Below are 19,531 nucleotides of genomic sequence, written 5' to 3' on the forward strand. Positions count from 1 at the left end.
AGGACGGCCGCACAGCCGATCAGGGCCGTGGAGTCGCGTCGCCCGGCCCCTCGGTCCGGTGCGCCGCCGGCCGGCCGGGCCGGCCTGCGTTCGGTCACGTGCGTCACGGTGTTTCCTCCTCGGCTCGTCCTCCGGGCAGCATCGCGGGACGGGCCCACCGGGCACATCTGCCGAACGGCAGATATCCGGCGGCCGGCGACGGACCGGGGCATGGGCCGTGGAGGTCGTCCGGGCACGGAACCGGTGGCCGCACGGGCGGACCCGAACTACGGTTCCGCTCGTGACCCTGCGCATACTCCTCGCCGACGACCAGGAATCCGTACGCGTCGGATTCCGCCTCATCCTGGATTCCCAGCCCGACATGGACGTGGTCGGTGAGGCGTCCGACGGTCAGCAGGCCCTCGAACTCGCCGCGGAGCTGCGCCCGGACGTCGTTCTCGCCGACATCCGCATGCCGCGCCTGGACGGCCTGGAGCTCACCCGCCGGCTGGCCGGGCCCGGGGTCGAGAACCCGCTGCGCGTGGTGGTGGTGACGACGTTCGGGCTCGACGAGTACGTCCACACCGCGTTGGGCAACGGCGCCTGCGGCTTCCTGCTGAAGCGATCGGGGCCCACGTTGCTGGTGGAGGCGGTGCGCGCGGCGATGGCGGGCGACACCCTGATCAGCCCCTCGCTCACCGTCGGTCTGCTGCGGCACCACCGGGAGGCCGGCCGGCCCAGGGCCGCGCAGCCGCTCGACGCGCTGACGGTCCGGGAGACGGAGATCGCCCGGCTGGTCGCCCGGGGGATGACCAACGCGGAGCTCGGGGCCGCACTTTTCATCTCGGCCGGCACGGCCAAGACGCATGTCTCCAACATCCAGCGGAAGTTGGCCGTCCGCAATCGGGTCGGCATCGCCGCGTGGGTCTGGGGCAACGGTCTGGAGGAGTGAATCCGGCCACCACGGAGGAGTCGGACTGATCCGTCATCTCCGGTTGGAACAGGGCGTGTTCACCGCTTTTGACGGGCCCTCACATCTCTGAGACCGCATCGTCATCAAGCCGTCGTCGCACCCACACAGACGTCGGAGATCGACATGATATACATGCCAAATCATGTGTACCGCGAGTAGAGGAACGGTCAAATGACCCCGGCCGAAGACAAGGGGCGCGGCGCTTCCGACAGTCCCTCGTACGACCCGAAGGGGCGGGGTTTCTACGGTGCCGTGACCGTCAGTGAGCGGGGGCAGGTCGTGATTCCGGCCAAGGCCCGTCGCGATCTGGACATCCATGCGGGCGACAAGCTCCTGGTTCTCGGTGACCCGCAGCACGGCATCGCTCTGCTGAAGCTCGAATCGCTGATGCAGAGCGGCTTCTCCCCTCCCGGCGGTCATCTCCAGCAGGGTCACGGGCAGTCACAGGAGGCTGACGACAAGGAATGAACGAGACATGAACACAGTCATCCGCTGCCAGGACCTGTCGAAGAGGTACGGGGAACTGCTCGCCGTCGACGGCGTCTCCTTCGAGGTCCAGCAGGGCGAGATATTCGGCATGATCGGCCCCAACGGGGCCGGAAAGAGCACCCTCATGGAGTGCGTCGAAGGACTGCGCACCCGTGACAGCGGCTCCGTCGAGGTGCTGGGCATGGACCCGGCGAAGGACGCGGCGGAGATACACGAGCGCGTGGGTCTGCAACTCCAGACCTCCGCGCTGCCGCCCCGCATCAAGGTCGGGGAAGCGCTGCAGCTCTTCTCCTCCTTCTACCGCAACCCCGGCGACTGGCGGAAGACGCTTCGGGAACTGGGCCTGGACGAGAAGGTCAACTCCTACGTCGACAAGCTCTCCGGTGGTCAACGCCAGCGCGTTTTCATCGCGTTGGCCCTGGTCAACAACCCCGAGCTGATCTTCGTAGACGAGATCACCACGGCGCTCGACCCGCAGTCCCGGCACGCGGTGTGGGACGTGATCCGCGACATCCGCGACAACGGCACCACGGTGTTCCTCACCACCCACTTCATGGAAGAGGCCGAGCGCCTCTGCGACCGGGTGGCGATCGTCGACCACGGCAGGCTCATCGCACTGGACACCGTGACGAACCTGATCAACTCGCTCGACGGCGAGACCAAGTTGACGTTCACGGTGAACGGCCGCCCGCCGATCAATGAACTCCAGGCACTGCCCTCGGTCATCCACGTGGAGCGCACCGAGGGGCGCGTCGTGGTCCGCGGCAAGGGCCGGGCCTTCGCCCAGGAGGTCATGGCGCTGCTGGCCGACCTCCAGCTCATCGCGGAGGACTTCCGCTCCGAACAGCCCAATCTGGAAGACGTGTTCCTGTCTCTGACCGGCCGTCCCATGCGAGAGGGGTCGGGTCAGTGACATCGGCTTTCGGAAACCTGGTCGCCGTCCAGACCAAGCGGACCCTGCGGGAGCCCGCGAGCGTCTTCTTCATGCTGGCCTTCGGCCCGCTGTTCGTCGTCATCATGGGCGCCATCTTCGGCACCGAGGCGCGTCCCGAGTTCGGCGACCGCAGCTTCGTCGAGGCCAACCTCGTCAGTTTCTCCGCGATCGTCCTCGCCATCACGAGCTTCGTGATGATCCCCGTCGACCTGGTCGGGCAGCGCGACAACGGCGCGCTGCGCCGCTTCCGTGCGACGCCGCTGAAGCCGGCCAAGTACATCGCGGCCGATGTGACGGTGCGGTTCGCCATCCTGACGGTGAGCCTGGTGCTGATGCTCGTCATCGGCATGACGGCCTTCGGGGCCAAGGCCGAGGGCAGCATCGTCTCGGTGCTGCTGGCGCTGCTGCTGGGCATCGCCGCGTTCCTCGCGGTCGGCTACGCCCTGGCCGCGGCGCTGCCGTCGCCCGGCGCCGCCCAGGCGGTGGGCAACACCCTGGTGTACCCGCTGATCATGGTCTCCGGTGGCGCCGTGCCGCTGGACAGCCTGCCCGACAACGTGCGGAGCGTGGCCCAGATCTCCCCGCTCACCCAGCTCACGGAGTTCCTCCAGGACCTGTGGCAGGGCGGCACCTGGGGCGACAACCTGGTGGCGGTGTCGGTGCTGGGCGGCCTCCTCGTGGTGGCCACCGGGCTCGCCGCGCGGTTCTTCCGCTGGGAGTGACCCCGGCCCGCGAACCGGATGAGGGTGCCCGCTGTCAGATCGTTCCTGACCGCGGGCACCCTCTTCTGTGTCAGGTACCTGGCACACACACCGGTGGCCGGCCGCGTCACATCGCCATGCCGCCGTCCACGCAGACGACCTGCCCGGTGATGTACGAGCTCTCGTCCCCGGCCAGGAAGGCGACCAGACCGGCGACCTCGTCCGGGCGGCCGAAGCGCCGCATCGGCACCGGGTCGAGCCGCTTGGAGTCGTCGACCAGGTCCTGCGTCATATCGGTGGCGATCAGACCGGGCGCGACGGCGTTGCAGCGGACGTTCCGCTCCGCCAGCTCCTTGGCGATGCTCTTCGTCAGCCCGATCAGCCCCGCCTTCGCCGAGGCGTAGTTGGCCTGGCCGGCGCTGCCGAACACCCCGGAGACCGACGAGATGTTGATGATGGAGCCGCTGCGCTTGCGGATGAAGCCGAAGTAGCAGGCCTTGATGAACAGGAACGCGCCCTTGAGGTTGGTGTTCATCACCGCGTCGAAGTCCTCGTCCTTGATGGACGCGGCCAGCCCGTCGCGGATGATCCCCGCGTTGTTGACGAGGATGTCGACCGGCCCCAGGTCCGCGGTGACGGCCTTGACGCAGCGGGTGACCTGCTCGGCGTCGGAGACGTCGCAGCGGTAGCTGCGTGCCGTGCCGCCGAGGCGCTCGATCTCCCCCTGCGTCTCCTTGGCGCTGGAGTCGTCGCTGACGTACACGATGGCGACCGCCGCCCCGTCCCGGGCCAGCCGCAGCGCCATGGCCCGGCCCAGGCCCCTGGATCCTCCGGTGACCAGCGCCACCTTGCCGCCGAGGGCACCCGGGCCACTCACGAGCGGACCCCTGCGGCGATCACGGAGACGATGTCGCCGATGTTCCGGGCGTCGGCGAACTTCACCATCGGTATGGTGACGCCGACCTGCTCCAGGGTGTCCGTGATGATCTCGGCCCGGTCGATCGAGTTGGCGCCCAGGTCGCGCAGGCTGTCCTCGCGCGTGATGGCCCGGACGTCCGCGTCCTCGATGATCTCCTGGAAGACGCCGGTCAGGGTGGTGAAGATCTCGTCCTCGGTCATGTTCTTCTTTCCTCGTGCGATTTCCTGGTGCGATGGTCCGGCGCGCCCGCTCGCCCGCTCGCGGGGAGCGGGCACGCCTGTGGGGGGGTCCCGATGCCGCTCAGGTGCCGTAGCGGCTCATGAGCAGGCTCTTGACCTCGGGTTGGTGGAAGGTCACCTCGTGCATGGCGAGTTCCTTCTCGATGACGCCGGGCAGTTCCGCCCGCAGGCCGCTGGTCAGATGCGCCTTGAGCAGCACCAGTGAGGTGCGTGGCTTCTCCGCCAGGTTCTCCGCCAGCGCCAGGGCCCTCGGCAGCACCTCCTTGCGCGGCACCACCGGGAACGGCACGCCCCGCTCGGCGAGTTCGGCGCCGCGAAAGGTACGTCCCGTCAGCAGGAACTCGCCGCCGAGCGCCGTGCCCAGCTTCTCCGGGAAGACCCGGGTCGAGCCGAAGCCCGGAGTGAAGCCGTACTTCATGAAGTTGGCGGTGTAGACGCTCTCCCGGGAGAGGATCACGAAATCCGCGAAGAGGCCCATCGACAGCCCGCCGCCGATGGCGTGGCCCTGCATCGCCGAGATGACCGGGACCGGGCAGTCCAACGGCAGCGAGTACACATTGGGGCGGTCCTCGACCAGGAAGGTCGCCCCGCCCGCCTGGATGTTCAACAGGGCGTCCCGGGTGCCGCCGGAGCAGAAGAACGACCCGTAGCCGGTCAGGATGGCCGTCTTGAACCGCTCGTCGGCGGCGACCTCCTGGAAGACCTCGCCCAGGCCCACCTGGAGGGCGTCGGTGAAGGTGTTCTTGTGCTCGCGGTCCTCCATGGTGACCAGCGCGACCCCCGGCAGGGGCTCCGACAGGGTGACGGCGTCGCTCACACCCACTGGTACTCCCGGTGGTAGTCGTCGACGCGGCTCAGCACCAGGCGGTCGGTGCCGGAGATGGTGTCCAGCACCTCCGGTATGACGTCCAGCCGCAGCTCCACGTTGCGGGTGCCGAACTCGATGACCTCGTTCTCCTTCATCAGCTGGAGGTACTGGTCGATGGTCAGCCCGTGGCGGCCCCGCAGGATGCTCTCCACGTCGATCGCCTCCACCCGGCGCCGGCTCTCCGCGGTGACGACACCGCTGTAGAACTCCGAACAGCAGCCCGAGCCGTACGAGAAGACCCCCAGCCGCCGGGGTGCGGAGAGGTCCGCGTGGGCGATGGTGGAGAGGATGCTGAGGAAGACGGTGCCGCCGAAGATGTTCCCCACCCGCTGGCAGTAGGTGAGGCCCGGGACGACCCGCTGCTGGAAGTCGGCCGCGATGGCCGGGCCCTTGGCCTTGCAGACCCGGCGCATCATGGTGCGGTGCGCGCCCTTGATCATGCCGCCGAACGGGGTGTGGAAGGCGAGGTAGTCGAAGGTGGTGGCGTAGTCGACGCCCTCCACCTTCCGCTCGTAGGCCCGGTACGCCGCCTCGCTGCAGTCGAGGTAGGACATCAGCGACAGGTCGGCGCTGCCCGCCTCGCTGTCCGGCACGGGGCGGCAGGTGTCCATCACCTCGTAGCCGTGGGAGCCGTTGGCCCCGATGTCGACGCTGAAGATGTGCGGGGTGTCGCTGACCAGCATCGCCATGGCGCCCGCGCCGCCGGTGGGTTCGGCGAACAGCCAGTCCTCCTCCAGCCCCGTCCCGCCCTCGGTCGCCTTGAACCGGGCGATGTCGGTGGTCACCACCAGCGCCTTCGCGCCCGGCGAGACCTGGGAGAGCACGAAGTTGACCGCGTTCTGGAAGCCGGCGGTCCCCGAGAAGCAGGCGTTCTTGACCTCGAACAGCCGGCAGGTGCGACTCAGCCCCAGGTAGTCGTGCACATAGGTGCTGAGGGACTTGCCGAAGTCGATGCCGGACTCGGTGCAGGTGATCAGCATCTCGATGCTGTCGCGCTCCGCCTCGCTGAGTGCGTCCACGATCGGCTTGGCGGCGTTCACCGCGAAGGAGACCGGGTCCTCGAAGGGCATCGCCACCGACTTCTCCAGCATGAGCAGGTTCCCGAACCGCTCGTTGTCCAATCCCCGGTATCTGGCGAGGGTTTCGACGTCCAGATACGCCGAACCGCCGTAGAAGTTGACGGCCTCGATGCCCGCCGCGCGCCGTTCCATTCCGCTTCTCCTTGTGTTGACACCACTCACGACGGGTCCACCGCGCCCATCAGTTCCTCACGGATCAGACCGAGCAGCCGGCGCTGCGACTGGTGCGCATCGATGAACTGGTGGTCACCGGCCATGGTGTGCAGGACGAAGGGGCCGGTGGTCAGCCGCTCCCACAGCTTCGACTCCTCCGACGCCACCCAGTCGTCCACTCCGTGGAAGGCGGTGATGGGGGCGGCGAAGGCCTCCTGCGGGGTGTGCTCGTAGCGGTCGATCAGCGTGCACGCCGCGAGGAGCTGGGGCAGCGTGGCCCTCGTCTCCATCTCGCCGTAGCCCCAGGCGGTCTCGTAGGCCCGGACCACGGCGTCCAGGCTGTCCTGGTCCTGCCGGATCTCCTCGTAGCCGGGGATCCGGGTCATGCTGTGCTTGGCCAGCTGGTCCAGGACGTCCTGGATGCTGGGGTTCTTGGTGACGGGGGCCGCGAAGCCCGAGACGAACGTCCGCACCAGCTTGGCCCGGGGGTTGAGGCCCAGCCGGTAGGCCAGCCGGAAGGAGAACAGCGCACCCCAGCTGTGGCCGAAGGTGGCGCAGGGGATGTCCAGGAGTTCCGGGTCCACGACCCGCTCCATGGTCCGCATGAAGTCCTCGATGTCGGCCGGCGACCGCTCGTCGAGCCGGTGGGTGTCCATCCCGGGCAGCATCACGGCGCACACGTCGATCTCGGGGCCGAGCACCTCCTGCCAGGAGTCGAACAGGTCGGCGTTGCGGTAGCCGTTGGGGAAGCAGAACAGCCGGACCTTCGCCTCCGGCTTGGGCCGGTGCCGGTACATCCAGTGGCCGGGCGTGAGATCGGTGTCGTACGGCTTGGTCTGCGCCTCGCGCAGCTTGCCGGCGCCGCCGACCATCAGGTCCATCACGTTGTCGGCGAGGCCGCCGAGGGTGCCGCTGGACACCATGTCGGCGAAGGAGATGTCTACCGACAGGAGTGTCCCGGTCTTGTTGAAGAACCGCAGACCGGTCATGGAGTCCAGGCCGAACGACTCCATGGCGTCCTCGGGCCTCACCTCCTCCGGCTCCATCTCCAGGATGTGGGCGAGCAGCCGGCTGAGGTACTCGATCACCATCTCCCGCTTACGCTCGACCCCGGCCTGGTGGTAGCGCTGGTAGAAGTCCCGGTCCTCGCCGTCCCGTTCGAGGGCGGCGGCGTCCATCATGGCCTTGAACGCGCCGATCCGCTCCTCGTCGAACTCCTTGAGCCGGATGCTCCCGATCGACACCAGCGGGTTCCCGGCGCCGTCGACCAGCCGGATGTCTCCGGTGACCTCGCCCTTCTCCCGGTCGAACCCGGGCATGTCCACGGACGCGAAGAGGCCGCCGCCGTCCGTGCCGCGGGGGCGCAGCACCACGTCGTCCAGGGAGGCGACCATGTACTTCTGTCCGGGCGCGGACCGCTCCAGCACCGCGTAGTTGCAGCTCTGCGCGCAGCTGTCGAGGACGCCGGGGTGGAAGCCCAGTGCGTAGCCGTCGACCGGCGAGCCGTCGGCGGGTCCGGCGAAGCCCACCAGGATCCCGGTGTCGCCGGTCCACCGGGCCTCGTCCACGAAGCGCACGGCGGGGCCGAAGTAGAAGCCCCGGTCGCCCTCCAGCGGCCGGTAGAACTCCTCGCGGCCCACCTGCCGGGTGCCGGCCCGTCGGAGGGCGGGCAGGTCGAGCGGCCGGTCGGCGGTGGTGGAGGGGGTGTGCGCGGCGACGGTGCCGTGCACGTGCTGGGTCCAGCGGGCGGCGGCCGAATCGCGGCTGTGGAAGGCGAAGTCATAGGCCCCGTCGCTCTGCGGGTCCAGGACCAGGAGGACCTCCTTGATCTCCTCCGCTGCCACGATGACCGGCGCGTCGAACCTCATCCGCCGTACGTGGCAGGCCCCGTCGCCGTGCTGCCCGGCCATCACGGCGCAGAGCATCTCCAGGTAGTAGCCGACGTGCACCACCCCGGAGTTGTCGGCGAGTTCGGGGAAGTTGCGGTGCGCGAAGGTGTACAGGTACTGCTGGGACGGGATCGGCAGGTCCAGGGGGAGCGCGCGCAGACCGTCGCGGCTGAGGCCGCCGGTGAGCCCTGCGGTGAGGCCTCCGGAGGCCTGGTCGGCGTCGGTGCGGGCCAGCCAGTGGCGGGTGGGTTCGAAGGGGTGGTTCGGCAGCATCACCTTGCGCCGGCCCTGGCCGTCGTAGTGGTCGTGCCAGGCCAGGGACGAGCCGAGGCAGGAGAGCTGGGCGAGCACCCGCAGCAGGGATTCCAGCGGCTCGGCGTCCTCGGCCGGGCGCAGCACCACCACGTCCTCCCGCTCCAGGACGCCCGCGGCGGGCCCGGCGCCCAGCTCGACGAAGAAGCGGTAGCCCTGCTCGTACAGCTCCTCCAGGCCCTCCTCGTAACGGATGGGCGCGGTCAGGGTGTGGTCGAGGAACTCGGCGCGCAGCTCGTCCGGGTTGTGGCTGGTGCGCAGGGTCTGGGCGGACTGGTAGCGGCTGGCCGGCTGCCGGTACTCCTCGTCCCGGACGGCGCGCCGCCAGGTCTCGGCGCCGGCCCGGTAGGCGTCGGAGGGCCAGTCGCCGTCGGGTTCCCCGGTGACGGCGGCGCCCGCGGCGGTCAGCGCCTCGGACACCATCTGCAGGGCGTCCGGCTCGCCGGAGACGATCCGCTCGTCCGGCCCGTACACGGCGGACAGGTGGACGTGGCCCAGCCAGTCGCGCAGGACGCCGTCGAAGGCCTCGGCGCCGAGCACCACCCGCGCGTGGTGGACGGTCTCTCCGGCGGCGCGGGCCGCTTCGAGTGCCGTGTGATGGCGGACGGCGGCCGCCAGGCCGAGCACGCCGGAGACGACGGCCGCGACGAGGGAGCCGGTGCGCTCCCCGAAGGTGATCTCGGGCCGCACACCGTAGGAGGCGAGCAGCCGGCTCAGCGCGTACTCGGCGGCGAAGAGCCGGGCGCGGACCGCCTGCGGGGTGGCCGGCGCGGCGTCATCGCCGGTGAACGCCCCGGTCTGCGGACCGAGTTCGGCCTCGAAGAGGGACAGGCACTCCGTCAGCGCGGCGCGGTGCACGGGGAAGCGCGCGGCCAGGGAGCGGGCCGCGGCGAGGGTGCGGGCGGTGTCGCCGGAGACCCCGGCGAACAGGAACGCCAGCTTGGGCTGGATCTTCTCGTCGGTCAGCGCGGCGAAGGCACGGCCCCCCGCGTGCGGGGTGAACAGGGTCCGCTTGGCGTTCCAGCGGTCCCGGCCCTGGCTGCTGCCGAGGATCTCCGTGGTGTCCGAGTAGAGCGTCTTGTTCTCGTCGTACGCCGCCAGCACCTCGCGGAACGCGTCCCGGACGGCGTCGGCGCCGTCACCGAGGAAGACCGCCCGGTGGGTGAAGGCCGCGCGGCAGGCGTTGGCGGTGTAGCAGACGTCCTCGAAGGGGACCTCGGGCCGGGCGGCGAGGTGGGCGTCGAAGTCGCGGATCTGCTGGATCAGGCGCTCTTCGTCGACGGCGCTGAGGGTGAGCAGCGACGCGGCCGGCCGGGCCGCCCCGGCGGCGGGGGCCTCGGGGCGGGTGCGCGGGGCCTCCTCGATGATCAGGTGCGCGTTGGTGCCGCTGAACCCGAAGGAGCTGACGGCCGCGTACCGGGGCCGGTCCGCGGTGGCGGGCCACGGCTTGGGCTCCTTCGGGAAGTCGAAGGAGTCGCTCAGCGGCTCGATGCGCGGGTTGAGGGTGTCGAGTCCGGCGATCGGCGGGATCTGCTCGTGGTGCAGGCAGAGCACGGTCTTGATCAGGCTGGCGATGCCCGCTCCGGCTTCCAGATGGCCGATGTTCGCCTTCACCGCGCCGAGCGTCAGCTTGCGGGAGGGGTCACCGTAGACCCGCCGTACGGCGTCGATCTCGATCGGGTCGCCGAGGAGGGTGCCGGTGCCGTGGGTCTCCAGGTAGTCGACGGCTTCGGCGCCGATCCGGGCGTTGTCCAGCGCACGGGACAGCACGGCCTGCTGGGCGCGGCCGTTGGGCTTGGTCAGGCCGCTGCTCTCGCCGTCGTTGTTGACGGCGCCGCCGCGGATCACGGCGTAGACGGTGTCGCCGTCGCGCTGCGCGTCGGAGAGCCGCTTGAGGACCACCATGCCGGCGCCCTCGCCGCGTCCGTAGCCGTCGGCTGCGGCGTCGAAGGGCTTGGACCGCCCGTCGGGGGCCAGGGCGTTCATCGCGCACAGCGAGGCCATCACGCCGGGCGAGAGCATCATGCTGACGCCCCCGGCGAGCGCCATGTCGCAGTCGCCGCGGCGCAGTGACTCCACCGCGAGCTGGGGGCCCACCAGCGAGGAGGAGCAGGCGGTGTCCACGGAGAGCGCGGGCCCGTTCCAGCCGAACGCGTACGAGACCCGGCCGGAGGCGATGCTGGAGGTGGTGCCGGTGCCGATGTACTCGTTGGCCTCGGTGGAGTCGCGGACGAGCTGGGCGTACTCGGAGTTGCTGGATATCCCGACGAAGACGCCGGTGGAACTGCCGCGCAGCTCCTCGGGGTTCTGCCCGGCGTTCTCCAGCGCCTCCCAGCTGATCTCCAGCAACTGGCGCTGCTGGGGGTCCATGGAGTTGGCCTCCACGGGGGCGATCCGGAAGAACCGGGCGTCGAAGGACGCGACATCGCGTTCGAGGAAGTTGCTGCGCCGGATGTACATCTTGCCGGGCGTGCCGGGCACCGGGTCGTAGTGGTCCTGTACCGGCCAGCGGTCCTCCGGGACGTCCCGGACGCCGACGCCGCCCGCACGCAGGAACTGCCAGAACTGCTCGGGGGTGTCGCATCCGCCGGGGAACCGGCAGGCCATGCCGACCACCGCGACCGGCTCCCGCGCGGCGCTGCGCTCCGTCTCCAGCTGGCGACGCAGGTTCTGGATCGTCACCACCGACTGCTTCAGCACCTCGGTGGTGCTGCTCTTGACGTGCTCACTCATGACTCAACGGCCCTCGTTCTCACTCAGCTCGATTTCGTTCCGCAACAGGGCGACGAGAGCGTCCTCGTCCATGCCGTCGAGGCTGGACGGCGACAGCGCCTCGGGGGTGGCCTCGCCCCCCTCGGCCGGGGCGACGCGTTCGGGGACCGGCACGGTCGAGGCGATGTCCTCGTCGGACAGGCCCATCAGGCCGCCGATCCTGCCGATGTCGCCCTTGACGGTGACGACCTGCGGGTGGGACAGCCCGGCCGTGACGCGCAGCGCATCCCAGCCCTCGGGGCCCTCGATGACCACGGTGCCCAGGCGCTTGCGCATCCAGGTGAGGATGGCGTCGCTGGTCTCCATGCCGCCGTTGCGCCAGAACGACCAGTTCACCGACAGCGTCCGCCCGGCGCGTTCGCCCCGTTCCCGCAGCTCCTCCCGGTACTCGGCGAAGGCGTCCAGGTAGCTGTTGGCGTAGCAGTAGTCGCTCTGCCCGAAGTTGCCGAGGACGGCGGCGAGCGAGGAGAACAGTACGAAGTGCTCCAGCGGTTCACCGCGCAGCGCCTCGTCGAGGTTGCGGGTGCCGAACACCTTGGCGCGCAGCACCTCCGCCATCTCCTCGGGCCGCTTGTCCTTGATCGGACCGTCGCGGAGCGCACCGGCGGAGTGGATCACCCCGGTGACCGGGCCGAAGCGGGAGCGGATCTCGCCGACCAGGTTCTCGACCTGCTTCCGGTCGCCGATGTCGGCCTGGAGGTAGACGGCGCGGGCGCCGTCGCGGCTCCAGGACTCCAGCTCCGCGAGCCGCTCCGGGGCGGCGGGCCGGCGGCCCACCAGGACCACGGTGGCCCGGTGGTCCTGGCACAGGTAGCGGCCGAAGAGGCCCGCCAGTCCGCCGGGGCCGCCGGTGATCAGATAGACGCCGCCGCTGCCGAACGGCGCGCGGGCGGCCGCCACCTCCGCGGCGGGCACCGGACGGAAGCTCCGCGTCCAGCGGCGCTTCCCGTCGTGCCGCAGCTCGATGTCCGCCTCGGGCCGGTCGAACTCCGCCATGAGGGCGGTCGCGGCCCCGGTCCGGCCGGGGTCGGTGCGGGTCAGCTCGATCGTCTTGTAGACCAGCGCCGGGTTCTCCATGCGCACGGCCCGCAGGAGGCCGGCCACCGCCCGGTTCTCCGGTGCGGCGCCGTGCTCCCCCGTGCCGAAGGTGTGCAGCAGCGTCACCCGCTGTCCGGGGTGTGCCGCGAGCAGCGCCTGGCTGAACGCGGTGAGGGCGTAGACGCCCCTGTCGAGTCCGGCCTGGATGCGGTCGGGGTCGGACTCGGAGCGGTCCGCGGACCAGGCGTGGATCACCCGGTCCACGGTGCGGCCCTCGTCCGCCAGCGCCGCGAGCAGCTGCTCGTGATCGGCGCGGGCCGTCGGGTCGACCTCGAAGGTGTCGTCGCCGAGCGCGCGGAAGCCCTCGCCGCCGGGGCGCACCAGGACCACCCGCTCCGGGCGGCGCGCCGCCGGCAGGCCGGTCAGGGCGGAGCGCAGCTCGTCGCCGGTGTCGAAGAGCAGCACCGTCCCGCCGGTGTCCGTACCGGGGGTGTCGGCGGCCGGTCCGGTCTCGGTCCAGTCGCGGGTGAACAGCCAGACCGGGGCGTCGGTGTCGTCCGCGGCCGGGACCGCCCGGGGGGAGGGCGCGGTGGAGCCGGGCCCGTCGTCCGGGTCGAGGAGTCCGAGCAGGTAGCCGGACGTCTCCTCGATCGTGGGGTAGTTGAAGAAGAGCTGGAGGTCGAGTTCCCGGTCGAAGAGCTGCTCCATCAGGTTGTGGGCCTGGGTGGAGGTGATGGAGTCCATGCCGAGCTCGAAGAAGCCCCGGTCGGTCTCGGGCAGCTTGTCACCGGTGAATCCCAGCAGCTCGGCGAGCCGCTGCTGGAGGTAGCCGGTCATCAGCTCCGGGCGTTCGCCGGGGAACGCCCCGGCGAGACGGCGCAGGAACGCGCGGTCCACCCCGTCGGAGTCCGGCCCGTCGGCCTGCGCCGCGGTTCCGGGCAGCGCCGGGAGCGGCTCGGCGCCGCCGCCGCGCACCGGCGCCGTGTACATCCAGTACGGGTCCGTCTCGAAGGGGTAGCCGGGCAGCGGGGTGCGGCGTACCGGGCGGTCCGTCCAGCGGGCGCCGAAGTCGACGTCCTCGCCCCCGGCCCAGCGGCGGGCCTCGTCCGCGAGTTCGCCGGTCCCCGAGGGCACCGGGCCGCCGGCCACGAAGTCCGTCAACCGCTCGACGAGTCCGGCGTGATCGGACACCACGAACGCGACCCGGCTGGGCAGCGTGAGCCGCCCGGTCTGGAGGGTGAACGCGGTGTCCGCCAGGTCGGGCAGGGCGCCGGGCCGGGCGTTCTCGAGGAACGCCAGCAGCGCCCCGGCGTAGCGGGTGAGGGCCTGCGGGGTGCGGGCGGAGAGCGGGATCAGCCAGGGGCCGCCGTCCCCGGGCCCGCTGCCGGGACCCGGGGTCCCGGTGTGTTCCTCCAGCACCAGGTGGACGTTGACGCCGCCGACGCCGAAGGAGCTGACGCCGGCGCGCCGGGGCTGGCCCGTGGGCGGCTCCCAGGGCTCGTCGGCGAGCTGCACCCGGAACGGGGTGCGGTCGAAGTCGATCTCCGGGTTGAGGCGTTCGGAGTTCAGACGGCTGGGGAAGAGCCGGCCGCGCCGCATCTGGAGGATGACCTTAGTCAGCTGGGAGATTCCGGCGGCAGCCTCCAGGTGGCCGACGTTGGACTTCACCGAGCCGATGGCGCAGTGCCGTCCGTCGTCGGGGTAGCCGTCGAACGCGGTGGCCAGCGCCTCGATCTCGATGGTGTCGCCGAGTGAGGTGCCGGTGCCGTGTGCCTCCAGATAACTGATGCCGCCGGGCTCGACTCCGGCGCGCTCCAGGGCGGTGCGGACCACTTCGGCCTGCGCCACGGGGTTGGGCACGGTGTAGCCGTTGGTCTTGCCGCCGTGGTTGACGGCGGAGCCCTTGATGACGGCGTGGATGTGGTCGCCGTCGGCCATCGCCCGCTCCAGCGGTTTCAGCAGCACCGCGCCGACGCCCTCACCGGGCACATAGCCGTTGCCGCCGTCGCCGAAGCTCTTGCAGTGGCCTTCCGGGGAGAGGAAGTTGAACATGCCCAGGGTCAGGTACTTGCTGGGGTGCAGCGAGAGGTTGACGCCGCCCGCGATGGCGACCTCGCTGTCCCCGTGCCGCAGCGATTCGCACGCCAGGTGGATGGCGTACAGCGAGGACGAGCAGGCGGTGTCGACGACGAGGCTGGGGCCGCGCAGGTTGAGCAGGTAGGAGATGCGGTTGGCCACCGAGTACAGCTGCGCGTCCAGGGGCACGGTCTTGCCCGCTGCCAGGTCGGCCGCGCCGAAGAGGCCGTACTCGTTGAAGGTGACGCCCGCGTAGACGGCGACGTTGCCGCGCCGGTCCCCCGCCTCGGGGTCGGCGAGGGCCTCCGGGGTGTATCCGGCGTCCTCCAGGCAGTGCCACACCGCCTGGACGAACTGGCGCTCCTGCGGGTCCATATAGGCGGCGGCGTTGGGCGAGAGGTGGAAGAACGACGGGTCGAATCCGAGGGCGTCGTCGAGGAAACCGCCCCAGCGGCAGGCGACTTCGGGGTAGTCGCGGTGGTCCCAGCGTTCGGCGGGGATCTCGGTGATGCTGTCCCGCCCGGCCGCGAGGTTGTCCGCGAACCGTTCCAGGGTCGGCGCCTGCGGGTAGCGCCCGCTGATGCCGATGACGGCGATGTCGCCGACGGCGGCGGGAGCGGGAGCGGCGGCGGCCGCGGGCGGGCCGACCGTCCGCGGTTCCTTCGGGAGCTGGGTGCGGCGCACCGTGGTCAGGTGCCGTGCCAGCGACTCCAGGTCCTTGTAGGTGAACAGCAGCGAGGTGGGCAGCGAGCCGTAGCCCTCCTCCAGGATCTTGTTGAGCCGGGTGACGCGGATCGAGTCGATGCCGTATTCCTCGAACGAGGTGCGGGCCTTCAGCCGGTCCACCGGGATGCTCAGCGCCCCGGAGAACCGGGCCTTGAGGTCGTCGAGGACCTCGGTGTACAGGTCCTTGCCCCGGTCGGCGCCCGGGGCAAGGGGCACGGGGGCGGCGACCGGAGCCGTGGGCGCGGCGGCGGGCGGCGCGGGCGTCCGCGCGCCGGGCGGCGGGATCAGCGGGCCGTCCGGTTCGACGGGCAGGATCCAGTGGGGCTCGCGGGCGAAGGGGTAGGTGGGCAGCGTCAGCCGCCGCGGACGGCGGTCCGTCCAGGCGGCCGACCACTCCACCTCGGCGCCCATCACCCACATCCCGGCGGCCTCGTCCAACCGGTGCTCGGCGAGCAGTTGGCGGGTGTACTTCTGGGTGACGTCGTGCCGCAGCAGGGAGTGCAGCCGGCGGTCCTGGTCGTCGGCCGAGCCGGACCACACCCCGGGGACGTCGGGGTCGCCGTCCAGGTGGGCGCGGAGCGCGGCGCGGAGCTCGGCCACGGTGCGGGCGCGGACCGCGAGGCGTTCCACCATCGCCTCGCGGCCGGTCTGGAGGGTGAACGCCAGGTCTTCCAGGAGGAGTTCGGGCCGGTCCTCGGAGGGGGGCGAGTCCGGTCCGGCCGCCGGGCCGCCACCGGCCAGCAGTCCGGTCAGCCGGGCGACCGTGCCGGCGACGGACGGCTCCTCGTGCAGCAGTCGCGCGGGCAGGGTGGCGCCGAGTTCCTCCTGGAGCCGCTCGTGGCAGGCCGCCGTGGCGTAGGCGTCCAGGCCCTGGTCGGCGTAGGACTCGTGGTCGTCGAGGTCTCCGGGGCGGATGCCGAGCGCGTCCGCGACCACGGCGCGCACCCGGTCGCGCACGGCGTCCGGGGTGATGGCGACCGGGTCGAGGGCGCTGTCGGCGGCGCGGTCCGGGACGGCGGGCGGGGCGGTGTGCCGGTCCAGGTGGGACAGGGTGCGGCGGACGACGTTCGCCAGGCTCTCCTGGTCGCGCGCCGAGAACAGCAGCAGTTCCTCGCGCGGCGGCCGCTGCGGGCCGCCGTCGCCGGACAGCTCGGCGGGCGCCTCCTCCAGGATGAGGTGGGCGTTGGTGCCGCCCGCGCCGAAGGCGCTGACGCCGGCGCGCCGGGGCACTCCCGCCGGGCTCTCCCACGCGCCCAGCCGCCGCTGCACCGAGAACGGGGTGCTGCCGAAGTCGATCAGCGAGTTGAGCGTCGTGGTGTGCAGGGACGGCACGAGCTGCCGGTGCCGCATCTGGAGGACGACCTTGGTCAGGGCCGCGATGCCGGCCGCCGACTCCAGGTGGCCGATGTTGGACTTCACCGAGCCGATGCCGCAGAACTGCCGGTCCTCGGTGGCGAGCCGGTAGGCCTTGGTGAGCCCGGTGATCTCGATGGGGTCGCCGAGCGCGGTGCCGGTGCCGTGCGCCTCCACGTAGGAGATGTCGCGCGGGGAGACGGCCGCCGCCGCCATCGCCTCACTGATCACCGCGGCCTGCGCCTGCGGATTGGGCACCGAGTAACCACTCGTGCGGCCGCCCGAGTTGACGGCCGAACCCTTGATGACCGCGTACACGTGGTCGCCGTCCGCCCGCGCCTGGCGCAGGGACTTGAGCAGTACGGCTCCGACGCCCTCGCCCGGCACATAGCCGTCGCCGCCCTCGCCGAAGGCGCGGCACCGGCCGTCGGTGGACAGGAAGCCGCCCTGGGAGAGCTGTACGTACTTCGACGGGTGCGTCATCACGTTGACGCCGCCCGCCAGCGCGACCTCGCACTCACCGCTGCGGATGGCGGCGCACGCCTGGTGGACGGCGACCAGCGACGAGGAGCACATGGTGTCCACGGTGACGCTGGGCCCGCGGAAGTCGAAGAAGTACGACACCCGGTTGGCGACGGAGGCGTACGAGGAGTGGCCGTGCAGCACACCGCCGTGCTTGTCGGTGGACAGCAGCTGGTACAGGCCGAACATCACCCCGGCGAAGACGCCGACCTTGCGGCCCGCGAGCGCGGCGGGCGCGTACCCGGCGTCCTCCACGGCCTCCCAGGACGTCTCCAGGAAGAGGCGCTCCTGCGGATCGAGGTACTCGGCCTCCACCGGGGGGATGCTGAAGAACAGCGGGTCGAACAGCTCCATACCGTCCATGAAGCCGCCCCAACGGCTGTACGAGGTACCGGGCTTGCCCTTCTCGGGGTCCCAGTAGGGGCGGTGGTCCCAGCGGCGGGCGGGGATCTCGGTGACCGAGTCCCGGCCGTGGCGCAGGTTGTCCCAGAAGGCGTCGAGGTCGTCGGCCTGCGGGTAGCGGCCCGCCAGGCCGATGATCGCGATGTCCTGGTCGTCGCGGTCCGCGGGCGCCCGGGGCGCCGGGGGCGGCGGGGCGGCTTCGGGGGCCGGGGCCTCCGTGCGGCCACGGCTCCGCAGCAGCGCCCACTTGCCGGAGGGCGCGGCGGCGCCCGGGGCGCGGTCCGGGGCGGTCGGCGAGGCCGCGGCGGGCGCTGCCGGGCTGTCGGACGCCGCCGTGCGCGGGGCGTCGCCGAGGCCGAGAAGGACGCGCAGTTGGGGCTGCGCGGTGCGGACCAGGTGCTCGGCCAGCTCGTCGACGCTGTCGTACTCGAAGAACAGGGTCTTGGGCAGCGGGCCCAGATCGCTCTCCAGCTCCTCGGTCATCCCGATGATCATGATCGACTCGACGCCGTAGCGGCCGAAGGAGTCATGGGTGCGGATCTCGGAGACGGGCAGCTTGGCGAAGCGGCTCACCTGCCGCACCAGATGCTCGCGGGCTCTGGCCAGCAGCACCGGATCGGCGGGCCCCTCCGTGGCGGCGGGGACCGGCGGGGCCACGGCGGTGGCGGCCGCGGGCTCGTTCGCGGGGCCGCCGGGCTCGGCCGTCAGCAGGTCCCAGGTGCGCTGCTCGCCCTTGACGACCACCACCTGCGCCGCCTCCTGCGCCAGCGCGTCTGCGAACGCGTCCACCCCCTCGGCGACCGTGAGCGGGTGCAGGCCCAGTCGCTCGCGGGCCCGCTCCTCGGCGCTGTCCGCGGCGTGCATGGCGCCGCCGTCGCCGGTCTCCGCCCAGAGCGGCCACCCCACGGACACGCTGCGGCCGGACCGCAGCCCGCGTCCCCGCAGCGACTCGCGCCATCCGGCGTAGTGGTCCTGGTAGGCGTTGCCGAAGGCGTAGTCGGCCTGCCCGAGGTTGCCCAGCACCCCGGCCAGCGACGAGAACAGCGCGAAGAACTCCAGGGGTTCCTCGCACAGCGCCTCGTCCAGCAGCCGGGTGCCGTGCACCTTGGCCGCCAGGACGGCGGTCGCCTCCTCGCGGGTCTTCCGCAGCAGGAAGGAGTCCCGGATCACGCCCGCCGAGTGGATGACCCCCGTGAGCGAACCGAACCCGGAGCGGACCTCCCGCAGCAGCGCGTCCACCCCGGCGGAGGTGCCGATGTCGGCCGGCACATAGCGGACCTGGGCGCCGGCGTCCCGCAGTTCGGCGAGGAACGCCCGGCCCCCGTCGTCCAGCGGGCGGCGGCCCGTCAGCACCAGGCGGACCTGGTCGCACCGGGCCGCCTCCCGCGCGAACACCCGCCCGAGACCACCGAGTCCGCCGGTGATCAGGTACGTACCACCGCTCCGGATCGAGACCGCGCCCCGCCCGCCCGGCCCGGCCGGGGGCAGCGCACGCAGCCGCCGCACGGCCCGGGTGGCGCCGTCGTAGCGGACCTCGGTCGCCGCGTCGGGCAGGCCGGACTCCGCCAGCAGCGTGGCGGCGGCCTCGTCCACGGGCCGCGCGGTCAGCGCCACGCTCCGGTAGTGGAAGCCGGGCCGCTCCAGGGCGACGACCCGGGCGAAGGCGCCGACGGCCGCGTACTCCGGCCGTGCGATCCCCCGGTGTGCCGCGTCCTCGACGACCGCGTGCACCACCCGCACCTCGGCGCCGGTCCGCTGCCGCAGCAGCGCCTGCGTCGCGTCCTGGAGCAGGAGGTACTCGCGCGCCGCGGCCTCCGCGCCGCCGATGCCGCCGGGCGCGTCGGGGCCGCGCCAGATCAGGACGCGATCGAACGGCGGCCCCTCGCCCAGCGCCGCGACGAAGGCCTCCGCGTCGCGCACCGCGTCGAGGGTGGCGCCGGGGTGCCGCGCCGCCAGCTCGCGGCGGACGGCCTGCTCGGCGTCGTCGGCCGCGGTGAGCAGCAGGATGCGGCCGGCGGGGCGCACGCCGCCGCTCCGGGGGCCACCCGGCTCGGGGGACGGCTGCCACTCGGGGGTCCAGTACCGGACGTGCTCGGTCATTTCCTCA

10 protein-coding genes are annotated in these 19,531 nt (G+C 71.7%); 4 read left to right on the forward strand and 6 right to left on the reverse strand.

Annotated elements, in window-relative coordinates:
* The first annotated feature begins 280 nt into the window (after positions 1 to 280).
* The 4 genes from ACH4UK_RS14230 to ACH4UK_RS14245 all read left to right on the forward strand — a co-directional run bounded on the left by ACH4UK_RS14230 (position 281) and on the right by ACH4UK_RS14245 (position 3,097).
* A complete protein-coding gene (locus tag ACH4UK_RS14230; protein WP_398356299.1) occupies positions 281 to 931 on the forward strand; it encodes a response regulator in 651 nt (216 codons plus the stop codon).
* A gap of 192 nt (positions 932 to 1,123) precedes the next feature.
* Positions 1,124 to 1,420: an AbrB/MazE/SpoVT family DNA-binding domain-containing protein gene (locus tag ACH4UK_RS14235; protein WP_398356300.1), complete on the forward strand. Its 297-nt coding sequence runs from the start codon at positions 1,124 to 1,126 to the stop codon at positions 1,418 to 1,420.
* A 7-nt stretch (positions 1,421 to 1,427) separates the two neighbouring features.
* Positions 1,428 to 2,354, forward strand: coding sequence for an ATP-binding cassette domain-containing protein (locus ACH4UK_RS14240; RefSeq protein WP_398356301.1), 927 nt, complete (start codon positions 1,428 to 1,430; stop codon positions 2,352 to 2,354).
* Positions 2,351 to 3,097: an ABC transporter permease gene (locus tag ACH4UK_RS14245; RefSeq protein ID WP_398356302.1), complete on the forward strand. Its 747-nt coding sequence runs from the start codon at positions 2,351 to 2,353 to the stop codon at positions 3,095 to 3,097. The genes ACH4UK_RS14240 and ACH4UK_RS14245 overlap by 4 nt, the downstream gene beginning before the upstream one ends.
* 106 nt (positions 3,098 to 3,203) lie before the next feature.
* Here ACH4UK_RS14245 and fabG read toward each other — a convergent pair whose 3' ends face one another.
* From fabG to ACH4UK_RS14275, 6 genes are all read right to left on the reverse strand, one after another.
* Positions 3,204 to 3,953, reverse strand: coding sequence for a 3-oxoacyl-[acyl-carrier-protein] reductase (gene fabG, locus ACH4UK_RS14250; protein WP_398356303.1), 750 nt, complete (start codon positions 3,951 to 3,953; stop codon positions 3,204 to 3,206).
* Positions 3,950 to 4,195: a phosphopantetheine-binding protein gene (locus tag ACH4UK_RS14255; RefSeq protein ID WP_398356304.1), complete on the reverse strand. Its 246-nt coding sequence runs from the start codon at positions 4,193 to 4,195 to the stop codon at positions 3,950 to 3,952. The genes fabG and ACH4UK_RS14255 overlap by 4 nt, the downstream gene beginning before the upstream one ends.
* Positions 4,196 to 4,295: 100 nt before the next feature.
* Positions 4,296 to 5,051 (reverse strand): polyketide synthase, encoded by a 756-nt coding sequence (locus ACH4UK_RS14260; protein ID WP_398356305.1) that lies wholly within the window; start codon positions 5,049 to 5,051, stop codon positions 4,296 to 4,298.
* Positions 5,048 to 6,313 carry a hydroxymethylglutaryl-CoA synthase family protein gene (locus tag ACH4UK_RS14265; protein ID WP_398356306.1) on the reverse strand — a complete coding sequence of 422 codons (1,266 nt, stop codon included), beginning with the start codon at positions 6,311 to 6,313 and terminating at the stop codon, positions 5,048 to 5,050. The genes ACH4UK_RS14260 and ACH4UK_RS14265 overlap by 4 nt, the downstream gene beginning before the upstream one ends.
* A 26-nt stretch (positions 6,314 to 6,339) precedes the next feature.
* A complete protein-coding gene (locus ACH4UK_RS14270) occupies positions 6,340 to 11,268 on the reverse strand; it encodes a beta-ketoacyl synthase N-terminal-like domain-containing protein (protein ID WP_398356307.1) in 4,929 nt (1,642 codons plus the stop codon).
* Positions 11,269 to 11,271: 3 nt separating this feature from the next.
* A complete protein-coding gene (locus ACH4UK_RS14275; RefSeq protein ID WP_398356308.1) occupies positions 11,272 to 19,524 on the reverse strand; it encodes an SDR family NAD(P)-dependent oxidoreductase in 8,253 nt (2,750 codons plus the stop codon).
* Positions 19,525 to 19,531: the final 7 nt, after the last annotated feature.

The organism is Streptomyces sp. NPDC020884 (genome assembly GCF_044333935.1).
Lineage (GTDB): Bacteria > Actinomycetota > Actinomycetes > Streptomycetales > Streptomycetaceae > Streptomyces.